The following is an 18,306-nucleotide window of genomic DNA, read 5'->3' as shown; positions in this document are numbered from 1 at the left end:
CTTTGTAAGCGTTCCCGTGTTATAATGGACAAAGTTGTATACAAGTTACCTAAAACGTTTTCTGTCTTTTGACTCCAAAATCTGAAAGCGAGGTTCAGTGATGATTAAAGCAACGGAAGATAATCAATATGTTGAACTGACCAGCCCGACAAGTTTACCGAAGGCATCCGGATTCCTTTGGAATGAAAAGATGATGATTCATGTGAATTGCCGGGGGTACGCTGTGGCCCAATTCATGCAGCCCGAACCTGCCAAATACTCGTATGCGCCCAACCTGGAAGCGAAGACCTTTATGCAACCAGAGCAGCCATACTATGCCCACCATCCGGGACGATTTGTGTACATTAAAGATGAAGAAAATGGCGAACTCTTCTCCGCCCCGTATGAACCAGTTCGCAAGCAGGCGGATAGCTATACGTTCGCTGTCGGTAAACACGATATTCACTGGAAAGTGATTCAGAACGACATTTGCGTCGAGATGTCCCTGCGTCTGCCGAAGGAAGATGTGATGGAGCTGTGGCGTGTGAAGGTGACCAATCTGTCTTCGAGAAAACGCAAGCTGAGTATCTACCCGTATTATACGGTCGGTTATATGTCCTGGATGAACCAATCCGGTTCATATGTGGAAGATTTGCAGGGCATTGTCTGTTCAGCGATTACGCCGTATCAGAAATATCAGGATTATAGCAAAATCAAAAATTACAGTGACAAAACCTATCTGCTTGCAGATCACCAACCGACCGCGTGGGAAGTGAATCATGAGAGCTTTGAAGGCGAAGGAGGACTTCATAATCCTTCCGGACTTCAGTCGGAGACACTCGCTGGTGGAGATGCGCGATATGAGACACCTGTGGCTGCATTGCAATACAGAATAGAGCTGGAAGCGGGAGCTGAGCAGGCGTATCGATTTATCTTTGGCCCGGCTCATGATGAGACAGAAATTGAGAGCATTCGTCAGCATTACTTTGTGAAACAGAATAAGGATGGACAGGATGGTTTCGCAAGAGCCGAGCAGGAATATGCTGGTTATATTGCAGAAGGGCAAGGGAACATCCAGATTGAGACACCGGACAGCTGGCTAGATAATGTCGTGAATCACTGGCTACCTCGCCAGATGTACTATCATGGCAAAACCAATCGTCTCACAACCGATCCGCAGACGCGGAATTATTTGCAGGACAACATGGGCATGAGTTACATACAGCCACAGATTGCGCGGGCTGCGTTCTTGACTGCTCTGTCTCAACAGCATATAAGCGGCGCCATGCCAGACGGTATTATTTTACACCCGGACGCAGAACTGAAATATATCAACCAGGTTCCTCATACCGATCATTGTATCTGGCTTCCGGTCTGTATGAAGACCTATTTGGATGAAACGAATGACTATAGCATTCTGGAGGAACTGGTACCTTTTACAGACAGTGAACAGAAGGTTACTGTACTCGAGCATATGAATCTTGCGATGCGCTGGTTGATCCATGAGCGTGATGCGCGCGGGTTGAATTATATCAATCAGGGTGACTGGTGTGATCCGATGAACATGGTGGGATACAAAGGCAAAGGCGTATCTGGCTGGTTAACCATTGCGACGGCATATGCATTTAATGTGTGGGCAGATATTGGTGAACAGGCAGGGCATGCCGAAGTTGCAGAGGAATTCCGTCAGGAAGCCAACCAGACCAATGCGGTAGCGAATGAGTATCTATGGGATGGGAACTGGTATGCACGCGGCATTACGGATGATAACGTCGTGTTTGGTGTAAGCAAAGACGTGGAAGGACGCATCTATATCAATCCTCAGAGCTGGGCACTTATGAGCGGTGCTGCGAATCAGGAGAAACAGGAGAAGTTAATCCGCTCGGTAGAGGAGCAATTGGAGACGCCATATGGTGTCGAGAAGCTCGCGCCGTCCTTCACAGCCATGCGGGAGGATGTAGGTCGTGTTACGCAGAAACATCCGGGAAGTGCAGAGAATGGTGCAGTGTACAATCACGCGGCGGCTTTCTATATTTATGCGTTGTACCTGGTAGGGGAGAAGGAGAAGGCGTATCGTTTGCTGCGTAAAATGATTCCGGGGCCCGATGCCGAGGATATTCTCCAGCGGGGTCAGCTACCTGTATTTATCCCGAATTATTATCGCGGAGCTTATCGTCAATTCCCACGTACAGCTGGACGCTCCAGTCATCTGTTCAACACCGGCACGGTGCCCTGGGTGTATCGTTGCTTGATCGATGGCCTGTTCGGACTGCAAGGTCATGCACAAGGACTTCAAGTGCGTCCGCAGTTGCCCGAAGATTGGAACGAGGCATCGGTTACGCGGTTGTTCCGCGGGGCTGAGCTGAACGTGAACATGAAGAAGGATGCAACTGTCCAGACGGTTGAAGTGCATGTTGATGGTCAACGAATTGAAGGCGACATCATCAAGAATATACAGGCGGGCGTGAAATATGAGGTGCTGGTGAAGCTGCCATTGTAGAAAAGCGCACGGAGTAACTACTGAACGGTGTGAAGAGTTATTCAGAATCACGGAGCAAATTAAAAACTGCCTTTCCTTTATAGGAGGAGGGCAGTTTTTGGTTTCAGTTTGATCAGGACTGACTCATTTCTTTGACTCTGTACCAATAGCTATAAATCTCCGAATAACCCAACTTGGCGTAGAGCCTTAATGCAGGTGCATTATTGGCTACTACCTGTAGATAACTGGCCGTGGCACCCTGTTTTTTTGCCCAATGCAATAGATGCAGGATCATCTGCTCAGCAAGTCCCCGATTCCGGAAGTTAGTATCTGTAATGATGTCATACAATCCAATATAACCACGTTCGATTACACCGAACCCGCACGCGACGAATTGGCCGTCAATCAACAGCGAGATGAAACCTGCCTGTGTGCGGATGTTATGTAACATTAGTTCTGTCGTTTCCCGTTGCAGATCATTCACTTGATTTAACCTGCAAAAGTGATCCAGCCACTCTCCGGTTAACTGTTCTTCAATCTGTACAGCATGGTGCTCAGGCTCTTTGATATGTTCCAGACTCCGAGTCTGGAGGTGGGTGAGATCCACAACAGCATACCCTTTGTCTTGCAAAAGTTGGTCGAGATGATCCGGCTGAATAAACGGCGTGATTTTGAATATGGTATTTAACTGATTGGAAGCATAGATACGCTCACATTCCTCAATCTTTTCATGCACATCCAGCGTGGAGTAGTGGATCGGTTGAACGGAGTTGGCACGTTTGGTATATCCTTTGGCAAAACGCAGTACCCAGCCGTCATATAGTAAGGTGGACAAGGGTTGCCAGTGGTTAAGCGATAGTTCTTCAATGGTTTTGTGTTCTGTATCTATTGTTTGCGTCATATCAAACCTCCGATTTCATAATTAAATAATAATACACATTAATGTATAAAAATACAATGTGAACATACATATCGCCGAACAGTATGCATTATAGCCGGAGATAGTATACAATTTGTTTGGTTGAATGAATAACTTTAGAAGTGGAGCGCATTATGCTAACTATAGAATTAAATAATCACAGTATTAACTGTCATGTTGAATACGGCAAACGAAAAAAAGTTTCCATCACGATGGATTTGCCTTACATGGTCACGATCAAAGCACCCAATGGTACCAGTGAAGACATGCTCCGGCAACTTGTGGAGCAACATGGGGATGTGATTTTGAAGAAATCCGCTCTGATGCAGCGGGCGCTTGATGGTCCTCAAGCCAAGGAATACGAAGATGAGGGCAAGGGGAAGTTTCTGCTTTTTGGCAAGGAGCATGCACTGCATGAATTAATTCCTGTAGAGGGGCTTACAGAAGAAGAGCTGCGAGCGAATCTGAAGAAGTTTTATTTTGCCGAGTGTAAACGCATGATTGGGGAGCGCATCGGACGCTATCAGCAGGAGTTGAAGGTGAAGCCGAAGTCAGTAGAGATCGTAGATTCTCCCACCAAGTGGGGCAGTTGCAGCTGGGACAAAAAGCTTACGTTCAATTATCGCCTGGCGATGGCGCCACTGGAAGTGATTGATTATGTCATCATTCATGAACTGTGTCATATTCACCACATGAATCATGATCGCTCTTTCTGGCGGCGGATCGGCAGCATCATGCCGGATTACAAAACGAAAGAAGATTATCTGATGTGCAATGGTCGAGCCATGACACTATAGTTTTGACCAATCCGACGAGTGCATAGGTAGATACTTTACGAGTACAGGGCATGAAGTTCTTCCTGCTCTACTGTACGGAACGCTTGATTGAACACCTCAGTCCAGCAAGTTACGTCGATGAGTGGGATTTTTCTCCGCAATAGCTGTTCTGTTTGTACATTTAGAGTACAATATAAGCAAATATACCCGTACCACGAATCAGTGGATGTGCCCGTGGTGGAAGGAGCCCCAGATGGCTGAGAGTAACCATTATTCTGTGTTGGTAGATGAGTATATCTCGGAATTTGCCCCCGATGTACAGGTGAGATTACAGGCGCTAAGACAGATTATTCGGGAGTCGGCTCCACACGCCGAGGAGAAGATCAGTTACAAGATGCCCACGTATGCGCAGCATGGGAATCTGGTTCATTTCGCCGCATACCAGCATCATATTGGGTTTTACCCTGCTCCCAGTGGAATCCTGGCGTTCAAGGAAGAACTCTCCAAGTATAAAGGAGCGAAAGGATCTGTACAGTTTCCGCTGGATCAGCCATTGCCTGAGGATCTCATCCGCCGGATTGTGGAGTTTCGGGTGAAAGAAAATGTGGAGATCGTGCTGGAAAAGAAACGTAAGAACTGAGCTCCTACAACTAAAACTCATATCATAAACCAATAAAAACAGTCGGATGCCTATGCATTCCGACTGTTTTTGTTTTTAGATTTTAGGTTTTATTGTGGTCGGTACTTCATTTTACTTTGTTCTATTCCAATTCTCTTGCTTCACTTCTATTCAAAGGAATACGTGACGTTTGAATTGCTGGCAGTAGGGATGAAATACATGAAGCTTGGGTCTACTTGCAAGTAAATAGTCAGATCAGACACACCCAGATTGCGGACGGTCAGACTGAATCGACCGTTAGCATCCAGCTTCACCGTTTCGGTACGAATATGTTTTTCATCAGGTGAAGGACCGTGGATTTGGAAAGAGAACGTTTTATTCGCATAAGCCGCGAGTGTTCCCCGTACTTTCAGTGTACGATCCGCTGTATATTCGAACTGCATCAGATGATTATCCAGGTAATCCTCGTACCCCGTATCCGGTTCTTGTGGCTGTGTTCCAGGGTCTTGTGGTTCTGTTCCGGGATTCTGTGGATCGGTCACAGGCTCCTGAGAAGGGTTGCTAACCGAGAAGAATTGAGTCTGGTATGAAATTTCTGCTTTGGACCCGTCTTTCTTTTTCAAACCGGTAATGCGAACGTTGAACGTATCGCCTGCCTTCAGGGATTTCAAGTTATCTGGGCGGAAAATGACAGCATAGTTATATCCATAACCATCAGTATTTACGTTGAAAAATGCTTTGGCAGGATCACTGCTAACCGGGGTTTTAGATCCCAATACCCAAGTTTTCTGATCCGATGAACGGACGATCTCCACCTGTACCTCGGAATTGGTAGGTTTTGCAAAGACGTCCGGGTTCAGCTGTGCAGACCAGGCTTGCGACACATGGAATGCTTCAACAGGGAATGCCCCTTTGTTCGGATACAAGTTGTAATTGTAATTGAGGTTTCCTGAGCGGCTTGTATCCATAACTTGCATGGTGCTGAAATGGCTTGCATAGTTTTTGTTGTCCCGGGATGCAATCCCGAAACCGACCTTCTTCAGTTGCGGACTCAAAATCCAGCGGCGATGGCCGAGGGCAGCAATGTTGCTGGCATCCGAATCATCCATATAAGCTTCAACGCTTTTGACAGCAAGGTTGCCGGTAGCAGTATAAGAAGCGTACAGATTGGAACTGGAAGTCGACTTGGCACCCAGATCAAAAAAGTCCTTCGGCATATCTGCCGGACGAGCCGGGAAGTGAGTTAATTCTCCGGTAGAAACAACAACCGCTCCATGTTGGGCTTGACGATTGAGCGTAGCGTCCAGAACAAGATCGCCCTCTAGCCCGGAAAGATAACGATAAAAGTTCGCTGCGCCTAGAGCCTGTTCCAATGTGGAATCACTTACTACACCAGCAACGTAAGGTGCCTTGGTCGAGGGGTTCTGTGTGAAGGTGGCTGTCTGGTCCTTACCACTCATCCATTGCGTCCATTTCTGACTAATTTCTTGCTCACTTCGCTCAGGCAGCAGACTGTCGACAGGGGCTGCAGTGATCTGCTGGGTCCCGAGCAGCATGAATAATAGGCCTGCCAGAGGAAGAGAGAGTAACGAGCGGATGTACCTTTTTTGAATAACCATGTTCTGATCTCCTTTTAGTTAAAAATATTAATATTATGTATCCAATGTATTTTATCGACATTATAGGGATAATTCGTTAGTTTTCGAATTGAATAGTTTGTTTGAATTCAGCGATTTTTCAGCCAGAGCCATTATAATACTCACGGAATCCTGTATTTGAAAAGGAGTATTGGCATGTCTAAGATGCTGCAAAAATCGTTTTATCTCATTCTGCTCGTGTTTGTTGCGGTGTTTATTGTTTCGTCCTTGTTGGTTCGGGCACAGTACAACTATGCCTTGTATGGGGACAATCCCATTTTGGGTATGCAGCAGTGGAGCGTTTTTCTCCCGGTCATTCTTTGCTTCTTGGTTCAAGTGTCGGACTGTATGCTCTGTTGACTACTCCCTAGAGGTGAAAGAGGCGCCGCCAGCATGAATGACCGTACAGGCAGACCGGATATGATGCAGGGAGTGATGAATGCCGACATTACAGGTAGAGTTATCTCCGAGCAGGGAATGGAAGAATACCGGAATGGAAATAGGACAACACCGAGACGGTCGAACGGATGGTGGTTGTCCAGTAAAAGATGCTGGGAATATTGTCATTTTGTAATTGCTTACATTCGGACTATGGGTTATTATGGAAACAGCTGTTTTTTGAAGGGAGTGAGCGTCATGAAACGACGGTCTAAGATGGTATGTTCTATTACTACAATGAAGGTAAGAACGAACTGAATAATTCCGGCAGACCATCAGATGCAGGGTGGAACACATCCAGTTTCCCAGTCGATCTGAGATCTGCCGATATAGGGATATAACTGCTCATTTTTTCTGGCGTATGCGAGGTTTATTTGCTTGTGCAAATTTCTCATACACTCAGAATTTTTTAAAGCCGCAGGCATAGCCTGTGGCTTTTTGCGCGCAAAAATAGGTATTCGAAGGCTACAAGGAATGCACATGAACGATCAAAAAGGAGAAATGCCCATGTTAACATTAAAATATTTATTTCAAAATAACGATCTTGCCGAGATGATTCTGAAGAATTGGAGTTACGATCCCGAGTCGTTGGACATGTTTCAGTATTATCGTATATCCTCCAATGCTGTGTATCCGTTCAGAGATCAGGGGGAAGTTCGATTGCTTCGTTTTGCCCCGGTAGAGGAAAAAAATCAAATCAATCTTAGCGCGGAACTGGAGTTCCTCCGATATCTTCGAATGAATCATTATGGAGCGATGGAGGCTGTGCCTTCCCATTCTGGAACAGAACTCGTAGAGGCCCACACGCCATGGGGAACGTACTATGCTTCCGTCTTCAAGCGAGTACCCGGATCACAGTTAGGAGGCATAGAGTTGAATGATGCCATCCTGTACAGCTATGGTCAGGCATTGGGCGAGCTGCACCAGCTATCGCGTACTTTCACGCCTGAGCAGGAGGAGAAGCGGCGCTGGAGTTACATGGATGTATTGAATTGGATGCAGGAGAACCTGAAGGATTTTCCAACAGAGACGGCTGCTCTGAACGAAGTAGAGTTTCTCCGAACGTACTTTCAGACTTGGCCGATAACCCAGCATAATTTCGGACTCATCCACTACGATTTTGAACTGGACAATGTCTTCTATGACGAAGGGAGCCAGGCTTGTTATGCCATTGATTTTGATGACTCGATGTATCACTGGTACGCGATGGATGTAGAGCAGAGTCTGGATAGTTTACGTGAGGAGATCGAGCCTGAGCAATGGGAGCAGAAGAAGCAACTTTTCCTGAACGGGTATTGGTCCAAGGCAGGAGAACGTTATGATCTGGAGAGGTTGTTCCCCGCATGTCGTCGTTTTGCCGACTTGTACGGTTATGTGCGTGTGCTTCGGTCTGTTGCAGAGCAGTGGTCAAATGAGCCGGAGTGGATGAGCGGACTAAGAGCGAGGTTGGAGAGAAAAATGACAGAAAGGGCGGAGCAATTCGGTCATCCGATTTAATTTCTAGTGCAGATTGAGACTTAAGCCATAAAGGGATCAGATATTTACCCATAATGTCAGAAAATTCTTAGAATTTTGGTGTTTTCGTTATATTTTAAATGTATTTGAAAGCATAAGTTTGCCATAAGTCGAAATTGTAAGCATAAAGTTGCAGTGAGTCCCATTAGGACGACTTATGATAATTAAATTTAGACAGCCGGCAAGTAATCGGCTGTCTTTTTCATTGAACTAACGGGCAGGTTAGCACAACCAATATAAGATAAGTAGATTTCGTCTGCTATAATACCTACATCGACTATGAATGGAAGGGGATTGAGCAATCAATGCTTTTAGAAGAGGAAGCTCCCACATTATTGAGGGAGGTTTACTATTTGAAAACTTCAAATTGAAACGGAAGAGAAAACATAAGAGCAGGTTAGATGAATTACGGAGGAATGAAAATGTATTTAGATAAATTCATATTGCCTATAGATGAGGAATCCTCATTGATAGAACAAAGAATGGCATACAATGGCGGTAGGTTTGGATATGTCGACGAAACTTACCCATGTGGCATTTTCTCAAAAAATCGGTTTTCCGAATTGAGCTTTTCAAAAATCACAATTTTATATGGAGGAAACGGCTCGGGGAAAAGCACACTTCTAAATCTCATAGCGAATAAATTGGAACTAAATCGTATTGCACCATTCAATTCAAGTGAATTGTTCAGTTCATATGTTGAACATTGTAAATTTGAACTTGGACTTGACGACGAGGGATTTAAACATCGAATTCCAAATGGAAGCAGGATAATTACAAGTGATGATATTTTTGATTATATGCTTACAGTCCGCACAAACAACGATGAAATCGTGGATAGCACAGAAGATATAAGATCGGAATGGGGAAATCTGAAATTCGGCAATACAGTGAAAATGAATAGCATGGATGATTATGAAGCATTGAGGTTACAGGTGCTCTCAAGAAAAAAATCAATTTCACGCAGGGAGTTTATTCGCAGAGTCGCCGGCACCGAAATTAAACTGAACAGCAATGGGGAGACAGCCCTGAGTTATTTTAATTCCAAATTTAAAAATGACACATTATATTGTTTGGATGAACCGGAGAACAGTCTATCTCCTAAAATGCAGCTTGAACTTGTCAAAATGATAGAGGAAATGGCTCACTATTGCGGATGTCAATTTATCATTGCAACGCACTCACCGTTTTTACTGGCGATGGAGTTTACAAAAATATATGATTTAGAAGCTAATCCAGTCGACATAAAGCAATGGTGGGAATTAGAAAACCCAAAAGTGTACTTTGATTTTTTCAATAAGCATAAAGGGCTGTTTCTACACAATAAGTAGAGAAACAAGATTTGAACAAAAATATATCCGCCGCGTATATTAAAAAAAATTGGAGCTTATTTATTTATCGCTGATTACGCTAACGTAGAAACGATAGCGCGGTGCTGGAACCGAATCATTTCCGACTTGCATTGCAAGAATTGCTTACCGTTCTCGAAAAACAGTTTGATTTTGAACGATCGATCGATTATAATCGGTTCATGAAAAACAAATCCGAAAACAAAATGGAACTTATCTATCAGACAACCATTGCACTTCTTAATGAAATAGGGCTATCCGATATATCCATGTCCAAAATTGCGAAGAGGGCAAGCATCTCTTCATCATCCATTTACTTTTATTTTGAAAGTAAAGAAGACTTGCTAATTAAACTATATTTTAATCTCAAGGATCAAATGCATCAGATGATGTTTAGAGGTGTAACGGCGGATATGTCAGTCAAGGATGGTTTTGACACGGTCTTGCGTAATTATTCCAATTATATTGTGAATAATAAAGCTAATTTTCTGTTAATGGAACAGTTTCTTGACTCTCCGTTTATACGCAAAAGTTGTAAGGATCAAAACGGTGGTGTGTTCAAGCCGATGTATGCTCTATTTGAGAGGGGGATCAGAGAAGGACTATTCAAGGATTCGGAGACCAATCTTTTAGTTACCTACTCTTGTCTGCCATTTGTCCAAATGGGGAAAGAGTATATAAATGGCGAATATGAATTCAGTTCTGCTAATATCGATAAAATGATTCAAATGAGCTGGGATGCTATAAAAGCATAAACAGCCCATTTTTTTGATGTAATTTGATCGATCATTCGATAAAAATTTTGAGATATACCGATCGAACATTCGATATATATTTTTTTGAAGTAAATTGATCGATCGTTCGATTGAAAGGAGGTGGATGCCGTTGCTTTCTAACAAAGGTCAAGGTCCTCCTGATGCATAGGAATGCCTGCTGAAGAATTATTTTTATTCATTTAGATTCAATATCCATTTTATATTAGGAAAACGGGGGAAATGAAGCATTTATGAAGGACTACAACATGCAGAGCTACAAATTGATTATTTATTTTCTTGCACTAGGTGCGACCGTGGTCGGTACGGCCGAATCGATTATTACTGGAATTCTTGACATGCTTGCCTCTGATATAAATGTATCAATAAGTCTTGCCGGACAATTAGTTACTGTGTATTCCATTGCCTACGCAGTGGGTACGCCGATTATAATTGCATTCACATCAAAATTAGATCGAAAAAAGCTATTATTGGCAGCATTATTTATTTTCGTTATCGGCAATATCATTGCTGTTCTAAGTCCTAATTACGCATTACTAATGATTTCCCGGGCTGTCTTGGGAGTAAGCGCAGGCGTTTTTGCCGTTGTTGCCTTGGGTGTAGCTGCACAAATAGCTCCGCCAGAGAAAAGAGGAAGTGCGATCGGTACTGTCTTAATGGGAACAAGTCTTTCACTCGTCATCGGACTTCCTGTAGGCACTTTGATCGGGGAGTATATGGGATGGCGCTGGATCTTCGCTATACTTGGCGTAATTACCATAATAATGACTGTTGCCATCGTGAAATCCGTTCCTAAGTTATCCGGTCAAGAAGCGATTCCGCTATCTAAACAACTGGCCGTACTCAAAGAATTCAAAGTAATAAGTGGCTTGTTAACTTCTTTGTTCTTTATTACAGGTTATTCTGTTGTTTCTACGTATCTAGCTCCATTGCTGCGCGAAAACGCAGGTCTTAACTCCAATACAATCAGCTTTGTCTTGCTCGGCATGGGACTAATGGCTGTTGCAGGATCGCGTGTAGGCGGTTACGGAGCCGATAAATGGGGAATTGCTCGTACACTGATTGCAAGTCTGCTCCTTCATGTGGTTGCCCTGTTTTTTCTCCCGATTGCTGCCGTTACCTTTGCAGGTGCCTTGTTCATACTAGCTCTTTGGATGCTTGGAGCTTGGACAACGGCCCCAGCACAGCAGTTTAGTTTGGTTACAATGGCTCCTCAATCCACTGATATTATATTGAGTTTGAATTCCTCTGCATTCCATCTTGGTGTCGCCTTGGGGGTAGTTCTAGGTGGTGTGGTTGTCGAACACCTCTCCCTATCATCGATTGGTTGGGTCGGAGGGCTAATCGTATTGCTTGCAACTGTATTTGCAGTGATTTCGATTGCTTTGAAAAATAAACAGAATGTAGCGGAACAACTCAAAAGCGTATAAGAAAAAAATATCGAATATGCAAAACATACTGTATTGTTTTGCAACATTGAACATAAGGAGTGACTTTTTAATGGAAAAAAGAGCACTTGGATCAAGTGGGCTGGAAGTATCAGCTCTTGGACTAGGCTGCATGACCATGTCCGACTTTTACAGCAGCGACCGGGATGAACAAGAATCCATACGGACGATTCATCGTTCATTAGAACTTAGCGTGGGCTTCTTGGATACCTCGGATATGTATGGGGTCGGCGAAAATGAAAGATTGGTGGGAAAAGCGATCAAAGATCGACGTCATGAGGTCACCTTGGCTACCAAGTTTGGGGTAGTACGCGACAGAGGGCCGATGTGGGAATATAACGGAAGAGCGGAATATGTTAAAGCTGCCGCCGAAGCAAGCTTGCGCAGATTAGGCGTTGACCACATCGACCTGTATTATCTGCATCGTATCGATCCCTATACACCAATCGAGGAGACTGTGGGGGCGATGGCTGATCTGGTGAAGGAAGGGAAGGTTCGGTTTATCGGCCTTTCAGAAGCCTCGCCAGATATGATACGCAGAGCACATGCAGTTCACCCATTATCGGCAGTGCAAACGGAATATTCCTTATGGTCCCGAGACATTGAAGACGAAGTTCTTCCTACCCTTAGAGAGCTAGGCATCGGTTTTGTAGCCTACAGTCCGCTAGGACGTGGGTTCCTAACCGGTACAATTCAACGATACGATGATTTGGGGTACGACGATATTAGACGTAATTTCCCCAGATTTCAAGGACAAAACTTACAGAAAAACCTTCAATTCGTCGCCCGTATTCAAGAGATGGCTGCTGAAAAGGAATGCACTGCCCCTCAACTGGCGTTGAAATGGATATTGATGCAAGGCAGCGATATCGTGCCTATTCCGGGAACGAAAAGAAGAAAATATTTAGAAGAGAATATAGGCGCCCTGCAGGTTGAGCTTACGGAATCGGATCTTAAACGTATCCATGAAGTAGCGCCAAAGAACGTTGCTGCAGGTCATCGTTAATATATTTTTGCCTGCGATCAACTGCAGTTTTTACTATCAAGTAGAAATTAATCCATTTAAGGTGTTAGCAGCAGGAAATGAAGGAGGATCAACGATGGCTGAATTTACAGACAACTTTGAAATAGGCATCAATACTTTTCTAGAGAACTCACCGGATCCCGTAACGGGCAAGAGGATGAGCCATCCCGAGCGGATCCGGAACGGGATCGAAGAGATCGTTATTGCCGATCAAGTCGGCCTTGATGTGTTTGGAATCGGAGAGCATCAGCGGTTTGATTACGCCTCTGAATCGCCAGCCGTGGTGCTTGCAGCGGCTGCAGCTTTAACCAAGCGAATTCGGATCACGAGTGCCGTTACCGTTCTTTCCTCGGATGATCCGGTTCGTGTATACCAATCTTTTTCCACGTTGGACAGCATCAGTAATGGTAGGGCAGAAATTATGGTAGGCCGAGGATCCTTTATTGATTCGTTCCCATTGTTTGGCTATAGCTTGAATGACTACAGCGAATTGTTTGAAGAACACCTTGAGTTGCTTCTAAAGATTAGAGCTTCGGAAATAGTCACATGGCGAGGTAGTCATCGCCCCGCGATCCAAAATCTTGGCATTTATCCGCGATCCGTCCAAGACCCACTTCCGGTGTGGGTCGGAACTGGTGGGCGCCCTGAATCGGCCATTCGAGCAGGAGAGCTGGGGCTGCCCATCGTCTTCGCCATCATTGGCGGAATGCCGGAAAGATTTGCTCCTTTAGTCGAATTGTATAAACAAGCTGCCGCCAAGGCTGGTCACGATGTGAATAAGCTCAGAATTGCGACACACTCACACGGTTTCGTTGGAGAAACAACGAAACAGGCTGCCGAGCTACACTATCCTTACACTTCGGTTCAAATGAATGAACTCGGCAAAGTGTTAGGATGGCCGCCATACAGCCGTACATCTTACGATGCTGCGCGTAGTATTAATGGAGCCCTTTATGTAGGCGATCCTGAATATGTCGCTGAGAAGATTCTTCTCGTCCGCAAAAATCTAGGGACGAACCGTTTCTTCTTACATCTCAACATCGGCACATTGCCGCATCGCGAAGTCTTGCGCGCCATCGATTTGTTTGGCACCCGCGTCGCACCGATCGTTCGAAAAGAGATTGCTCGCGAGAGCAAGCAAACAACCATTTAAATAGCCTTCCTTACGAAGGAGTCATGTATAAAGGAGTTAAGATGAGTATGATCCTAAAGTCAGCGATTGAAGAAAATGATGATACGTCAAAGGAACCTGGAATCGTTTTGAGATTAGATCATCATTTTGAACTTCCTCTTCCTCCTATTAGAGCCGGATTTTCAGATGATGGTCATCTTACTGTGCGAGTAGGGTCTGATTTTCTGGTAGGTGATATGTTTCTTGCGGATATTCTGGAAACGATTATTGCAAATGGAAGTTTCGTATATATGTATTTGAACGAGGATGTGTTATCTCTTTGCAATTTGCTGCTGAAGTCAGAACTGATATTATTATCTGAACGACTTAAAGAACATTTTGCTAAAACGATCAACTATCCTGTTGACCCTTTCCAGCCTGAGGGGATTGTCAGACTATTGGGTCTTGACGCCGCTTCAATAAGCAATGAAGTTAATAAAGATCTTTTGCTTGAAAATTTAAATGCTTTATTGACGAGACGATTCGGTATAATTTCCGATACAGGTAAGTATAGAGAGTCTTATGCCTTTAACAGGGCTTTAGGGATTGTTAATGAAGGAACTGCACACTCAACACTGAAAGTTACATTTAATAAGAATGAAGGCTCACTTATGTTCCTTGATTCTCATTTCAAAGCAGAAGTGGGTTCTACGTACGGAAATACGGCAGTAGGTGCATCCGAGACGGTTACAGCCATGGACAAAACGATAACGTATTTGAACGTATCATTCCTCAGCTTGGAATGTACTATGCTTTATCTCAAGCTCAGATCGCTTTGCTTCGTTTAGGGTGGGGGTCAGAGGACTTGAAACTAAACGACAGCGTATTAAAAAACTGGATTAGCGATGTTACCTCAAAGCTGGCACCTACAAGGAGAATGCCCAGCGAAACCACGATTTTATTTTTCATGAAGGCGACTTTAGCGGATGGTTCCGAGGTTAATGGGATGTGGCCCAATACACTATCAGCCGATTTATTTTACAACCTCGAAAGCGGTCGTGTAGAAAGATATGTTTCCGAGCATGAACACTACTTGGAACTGAAGGATGGCAAAAAATTCACCATTGCTAACACGGTGGATGGTGGTGTATCCGTCAGAGCCGTTTCGGACAATACTGCTGATACGCATCATATCCTTCATTTCTATAACGATACCGAAAGTTTGGATAAAGGTTTACTATTAGCAGGTGCAGACCGTACAGTTTCCTTACTTGGCAAATTAAGCGATACAGCCAACCCTTTTAAAACCGTGCATTTGAGAGCTCCTCGGGGCAAGGAATTTAGATTTGTCATGTTGGGATCAAATGACTTTGATGTTTATTTAGTAGAAGAGGGACAAGGTGGGGTTTATACTATAAATGATACTTTGAGCAGTTAATTTCCTATGCCAAAGAGATTGACAGTGGGGGAAGTTGTTCACTCGTCGTTTCCGCCCTCTAAGCGCTCAGCTAGGCTCAAAGGGGCACACTACGCTTTGCCGAATTGGGCTTGCCTCGATCGATTTTCTTACAACCTGCATCCTGACATTCGGAGGTGATCGCAAGGATTTTGTGAATGTTCGGCTTCTTAAATGAACGGTGTGATTGAAAGTGTATGAGGGGCAATGGGCACTTATTTCGTTTCAATCACCCACAAAAGATAGCGATATTAATTTATGAAATTCCAGAAAAAACGAAAATAAGTAATTACAAAAATACGTCGATGAATACTCCAGAAAATCGAATTTTAAACCCACGGTTCAAACTATGAAGTGCATTCCTTAGAATAGACATTGGAAAAACCTCCTTAGGTTATCCGATGAAATTCTATGGGGTGCATTTTTCATGACTTATACAGGACAAACATTCAAGCGGAGATATACACAGCTTCTTTCCTTAATGGTTTTCGATGATGTTGGATCTCCCGAGTTATAGAAATATTACAAGGTGTACCCCTATTTCTACTGCTTGTTAGGAGTACAAGAATCTGGCGATAAGAATCAATGGAACGCTTAGCATGCAATATTCTGACGACCTGTCATTCAACTAACGGGAAACAATAGTTATAAAACCAAGGGAGGCCGCTGATCAACAGGATCAGGGGCTTTATTCGACTAATCACATTAACTGGAGTGGATACTATGCTTTCTAATTTTATAAAATGAAAAAAACTGGCATGTATATATTATATTCAGTCGAGACTGAGATCGAAGTCAGGTTCACACATATAATCAATAGGATACAGATCATCTCGGGATGAGATTAATGCACGGAAGTGAAGATCCCTGATATCGTGCTCTGCCATATTTCCATCGGAGCGATTGGAGACAAGCTCAGCTACCACAAACACATCCTCCGCGCGATTACATTTAAAAAGAACATTCTTCGGATTAATGACTTCCTCCAGATAGCTATATGTCATCACGTGAAAGGCTTGTCCACGCCAGTTCGTCTTAATTACTTTATAGGACTGTGTGCGGATCAGATCCAGATAACGTTCCAGCTGAAACGTATGCTCAAATTGCGTTATGTACCCTTTTTTGTCCACATCAATCGTAAACTCCACATCATAGCTCACATGCATTTCATTTTTATACGTCCCCTTCATGACCTTCATGCTGTCAAAGTGTGATCCCAATTCCGGATCTTCCACATAGGGAATGGTAACGAGTTCAGGATGAACATGATCTGTGATCTTGCTGTTCATGGAGGGTGCGGTGTAATACTTCGATGGTTGGAGATCAATCGATCCAATCATGCTTCCTGGGAAACCGGGGCTGCAAGTTATTCGCATAGTCATCTCCTTTAGATTTAATCAGTAGTTAGACGAATGACTATGGAGAAAGTTGCACCAGAATTAGGAGATGGAGTTGTATTTCCAATCGTCTTGCCCTTTTGATACAGTATCTGTAGGACAATGCGCGTGCAGAAGAGCACACCTTTTTGAGTGGTTTCCTTCCACTTCATATCAGCATGCAGGGATTCCGGAACTTGAAGTGTACGGAGGTCATGGCGCACCCCCCAAGTCTGGATACCCGTAAAATTGAATTAGGAGGCCTACAATGTTATCCAATAAAGTGATTGATCATTGCCAGGAGCAAGGCTGGTGGCATGAAGATGTTCCCGCAGCATACGAAGAAGCACTGCGAAAGCTTGAGATTGATCTTCAGTCGGATTTTGCACAATTTTATTTACATGCAGAGGATGGACCAACCTTTTACAGCAGACATCAGGAGTTGTATCAGATCTGCTGGTTTATGGAGAACACCGTATATATGGAAGACGTGAATGTAGCACAGCTCACATTGGGGCTACCCGAGGCGTATATTCCTATGGACAGTTTTGAAGGTGAAGGTGGATTTTTCTACAACCGTCAGACGGAAGAAGTGGTGCTGGTGGAACTGGGTGAGTCCATCGAACGGTTTCTCAATGGCGAGAGTAAGCCGCAGTGGGCTGATTTCAATGCTTTTCTGGAGTGGTACTTCGTTCTGGAGGAGGAGACGGTGCAATGAAAGATCTAACACCAAGCCCAAGAGACGTGTTGAGTTATTACAAGGGAGAGCGGGCTAAGCGCAAGTAGAGTGATTTTGACCATAGCATGAAACGAAAAGGGTACCCCAGTTGGCCAATCATTGACCATAGGCGTACCCTTTTGAGTTGAATATTCGTTTATTACGGGATGTCCGCTTGAATCTAATCCGAAATGTTGCGCGTATAATATTCAATAATATCCTTACGACGGATAATACCCAGGAAGACACGATCGACATCTACCACGGGTACAAAATTTTGGTCTGCTGCAAGTGTCAGCATATCCTCCATTTCAGCCTCAATGTAGACACATTCATTATATACCCGATTGTTAATCTCATGGACTTGAACCTGATCCATATTATCGAAAGTCAAGCCGGGTGTATTTCGCATTTTCCATAACAAATCGCCTTCGGACAGAGTAGCAACATATTTTCCATCCTGGTCAATCACGGGAATGGCGGTGTAGTGCTGCGATTCCAATTGCTCAATAGCATCTTTCATGGAAGCGGTAGACTTGATATAGGCCACTTCGGCTTTGGGGAGTAAAAAATAGCTGATTTCCATCATCGGGCTCCTTTTCAGCCTTTTGCATAGCAAAAAAGCTTTAGTATGTAATCTCACTCTTCTTATTTAAACATATTATGTGAGCTTTCGGCTATTTTTAATG

18 protein-coding genes are annotated in these 18,306 nt (G+C 44.0%); 14 read left to right on the top strand and 4 right to left on the bottom strand.

Features of this window, described 5'->3' with window-relative positions; all coding sequences use genetic code 11:
- Window positions 1-100: 100 nt before the first annotated feature.
- Window positions 101-2,479, top strand: a complete 2,379-nt coding sequence (locus AC4G47_RS25860; protein WP_491103428.1) for a GH36-type glycosyl hydrolase domain-containing protein — start codon at window positions 101-103, stop codon at window positions 2,477-2,479.
- Window positions 2,480-2,591: 112 nt separating this feature from the next.
- Here AC4G47_RS25860 and AC4G47_RS25855 read toward each other — a convergent pair whose 3' ends face one another.
- On the bottom strand, window positions 2,592-3,359 hold the full coding sequence (locus AC4G47_RS25855) for a GNAT family N-acetyltransferase (RefSeq protein ID WP_491103427.1): 768 nt from the start codon (window positions 3,357-3,359) through the stop codon (window positions 2,592-2,594).
- Window positions 3,360-3,511: 152 nt separating this feature from the next.
- Here AC4G47_RS25855 and AC4G47_RS25850 point away from each other — a divergent pair, with 152 nt between their 5' ends.
- Window positions 3,512-4,174, top strand: coding sequence for a M48 family metallopeptidase (locus AC4G47_RS25850; protein ID WP_491103426.1), 663 nt, complete (start codon window positions 3,512-3,514; stop codon window positions 4,172-4,174).
- A 232-nt stretch (window positions 4,175-4,406) separates the two neighbouring features.
- A complete protein-coding gene (locus AC4G47_RS25845) occupies window positions 4,407-4,793 on the top strand; it encodes an iron chaperone (protein ID WP_458125340.1) in 387 nt (128 codons plus the stop codon).
- A gap of 146 nt (window positions 4,794-4,939) precedes the next feature.
- Here the strand turns inward: AC4G47_RS25845 and AC4G47_RS25840 are convergent, their stop codons facing one another.
- On the bottom strand, window positions 4,940-6,391 hold the full coding sequence (locus AC4G47_RS25840; RefSeq protein WP_491103425.1) for a CAP domain-containing protein: 1,452 nt from the start codon (window positions 6,389-6,391) through the stop codon (window positions 4,940-4,942).
- A gap of 174 nt (window positions 6,392-6,565) precedes the next feature.
- On the opposite strand from AC4G47_RS25840, the gene AC4G47_RS25835 reads away from it, so the two are divergent.
- The 10 genes from AC4G47_RS25835 to AC4G47_RS25790 all read left to right on the top strand — a co-directional run bounded on the left by AC4G47_RS25835 (window position 6,566) and on the right by AC4G47_RS25790 (window position 15,505).
- Window positions 6,566-6,769 (top strand): hypothetical protein, encoded by a 204-nt coding sequence (locus AC4G47_RS25835; RefSeq protein ID WP_491103424.1) that lies wholly within the window; start codon window positions 6,566-6,568, stop codon window positions 6,767-6,769.
- A 79-nt stretch (window positions 6,770-6,848) separates the two neighbouring features.
- Window positions 6,849-6,983: a hypothetical protein gene (locus tag AC4G47_RS25830; RefSeq protein ID WP_491103423.1), complete on the top strand. Its 135-nt coding sequence runs from the start codon at window positions 6,849-6,851 to the stop codon at window positions 6,981-6,983.
- Window positions 6,984-7,354: 371 nt separating this feature from the next.
- Window positions 7,355-8,344: a phosphotransferase enzyme family protein gene (locus tag AC4G47_RS25825; RefSeq protein ID WP_458125343.1), complete on the top strand. Its 990-nt coding sequence runs from the start codon at window positions 7,355-7,357 to the stop codon at window positions 8,342-8,344.
- Between the two features lie 440 nt (window positions 8,345-8,784).
- Window positions 8,785-9,693, top strand: coding sequence for an AAA family ATPase (locus AC4G47_RS25820; protein ID WP_029515791.1), 909 nt, complete (start codon window positions 8,785-8,787; stop codon window positions 9,691-9,693).
- Between the two features lie 101 nt (window positions 9,694-9,794).
- Complete coding sequence (locus AC4G47_RS25815; RefSeq protein WP_491103422.1) at window positions 9,795-10,466, top strand: TetR family transcriptional regulator; 672 nt, start codon at window positions 9,795-9,797, stop codon at window positions 10,464-10,466.
- Window positions 10,467-10,717: 251 nt separating this feature from the next.
- Window positions 10,718-11,914 carry an MFS transporter gene (locus AC4G47_RS25810; protein ID WP_491103421.1) on the top strand — a complete coding sequence of 399 codons (1,197 nt, stop codon included), beginning with the start codon at window positions 10,718-10,720 and terminating at the stop codon, window positions 11,912-11,914.
- A 70-nt stretch (window positions 11,915-11,984) separates the two neighbouring features.
- Window positions 11,985-12,938, top strand: a complete 954-nt coding sequence (locus AC4G47_RS25805; RefSeq protein WP_491103420.1) for an aldo/keto reductase — start codon at window positions 11,985-11,987, stop codon at window positions 12,936-12,938.
- 94 nt (window positions 12,939-13,032) lie between these two features.
- Window positions 13,033-14,109 (top strand): Atu2307/SP_0267 family LLM class monooxygenase, encoded by a 1,077-nt coding sequence (locus AC4G47_RS25800; protein WP_491103419.1) that lies wholly within the window; start codon window positions 13,033-13,035, stop codon window positions 14,107-14,109.
- A gap of 41 nt (window positions 14,110-14,150) precedes the next feature.
- A complete protein-coding gene (locus tag AC4G47_RS25795) occupies window positions 14,151-14,915 on the top strand; it encodes a hypothetical protein (protein WP_491103418.1) in 765 nt (254 codons plus the stop codon).
- Window positions 14,916-14,932: 17 nt separating this feature from the next.
- Window positions 14,933-15,505, top strand: coding sequence for a hypothetical protein (locus AC4G47_RS25790; RefSeq protein WP_491103417.1), 573 nt, complete (start codon window positions 14,933-14,935; stop codon window positions 15,503-15,505).
- Between the two features lie 791 nt (window positions 15,506-16,296).
- Here AC4G47_RS25790 and AC4G47_RS25785 read toward each other — a convergent pair.
- Complete coding sequence (locus AC4G47_RS25785) at window positions 16,297-16,899, bottom strand: hypothetical protein (RefSeq protein WP_491103416.1); 603 nt, start codon at window positions 16,897-16,899, stop codon at window positions 16,297-16,299.
- A gap of 268 nt (window positions 16,900-17,167) precedes the next feature.
- Between AC4G47_RS25785 and AC4G47_RS25780 the strand changes: the two genes are divergently transcribed.
- Complete coding sequence (locus AC4G47_RS25780; RefSeq protein ID WP_491103415.1) at window positions 17,168-17,617, top strand: hypothetical protein; 450 nt, start codon at window positions 17,168-17,170, stop codon at window positions 17,615-17,617.
- 181 nt (window positions 17,618-17,798) lie between these two features.
- Here AC4G47_RS25780 and AC4G47_RS25775 read toward each other — a convergent pair whose 3' ends face one another.
- Complete coding sequence (locus AC4G47_RS25775) at window positions 17,799-18,203, bottom strand: CBS domain-containing protein (RefSeq protein WP_145326300.1); 405 nt, start codon at window positions 18,201-18,203, stop codon at window positions 17,799-17,801.
- Between the last annotated feature and the right edge of the window lie 103 nt (window positions 18,204-18,306).

It is taken from the genome of Paenibacillus sp. Negev47 (genome assembly GCF_058313655.1).
This window is presented reverse-complemented; position numbering and strand designations above follow the sequence as displayed.

Bases quoted from the DNA above. Each gene is read 5' to 3' on its own strand.
- AC4G47_RS25825 (WP_458125343.1), top strand. From the start codon at position 7,355: ATGTTAACATTAAAATATTTATTTCAAAATAACGATCTTGCCGAGATG.
- AC4G47_RS25855 (WP_491103427.1), bottom strand. From the start codon at position 3,359: ATGACGCAAACAATAGATACAGAACACAAAACCATTGAAGAACTATCG.
- AC4G47_RS25860 (WP_491103428.1), top strand. From the start codon at position 101: ATGATTAAAGCAACGGAAGATAATCAATATGTTGAACTGACCAGCCCG.
- AC4G47_RS25800 (WP_491103419.1), top strand. From the start codon at position 13,033: ATGGCTGAATTTACAGACAACTTTGAAATAGGCATCAATACTTTTCTA.
- AC4G47_RS25830 (WP_491103423.1), top strand. From the start codon at position 6,849: ATGCCGACATTACAGGTAGAGTTATCTCCGAGCAGGGAATGGAAGAAT.
- AC4G47_RS25820 (WP_029515791.1), top strand. From the start codon at position 8,785: ATGTATTTAGATAAATTCATATTGCCTATAGATGAGGAATCCTCATTG.
- AC4G47_RS25805 (WP_491103420.1), top strand. From the start codon at position 11,985: ATGGAAAAAAGAGCACTTGGATCAAGTGGGCTGGAAGTATCAGCTCTT.
- AC4G47_RS25840 (WP_491103425.1), bottom strand. From the start codon at position 6,391: ATGGTTATTCAAAAAAGGTACATCCGCTCGTTACTCTCTCTTCCTCTG.
- AC4G47_RS25785 (WP_491103416.1), bottom strand. From the start codon at position 16,899: ATGCGAATAACTTGCAGCCCCGGTTTCCCAGGAAGCATGATTGGATCG.
- AC4G47_RS25795 (WP_491103418.1), top strand. From the start codon at position 14,151: ATGAGTATGATCCTAAAGTCAGCGATTGAAGAAAATGATGATACGTCA.
- AC4G47_RS25835 (WP_491103424.1), top strand. From the start codon at position 6,566: ATGTCTAAGATGCTGCAAAAATCGTTTTATCTCATTCTGCTCGTGTTT.
- AC4G47_RS25845 (WP_458125340.1), top strand. From the start codon at position 4,407: ATGGCTGAGAGTAACCATTATTCTGTGTTGGTAGATGAGTATATCTCG.
- AC4G47_RS25810 (WP_491103421.1), top strand. From the start codon at position 10,718: ATGAAGGACTACAACATGCAGAGCTACAAATTGATTATTTATTTTCTT.
- AC4G47_RS25850 (WP_491103426.1), top strand. From the start codon at position 3,512: ATGCTAACTATAGAATTAAATAATCACAGTATTAACTGTCATGTTGAA.
- AC4G47_RS25780 (WP_491103415.1), top strand. From the start codon at position 17,168: ATGTTATCCAATAAAGTGATTGATCATTGCCAGGAGCAAGGCTGGTGG.
- AC4G47_RS25775 (WP_145326300.1), bottom strand. From the start codon at position 18,203: ATGGAAATCAGCTATTTTTTACTCCCCAAAGCCGAAGTGGCCTATATC.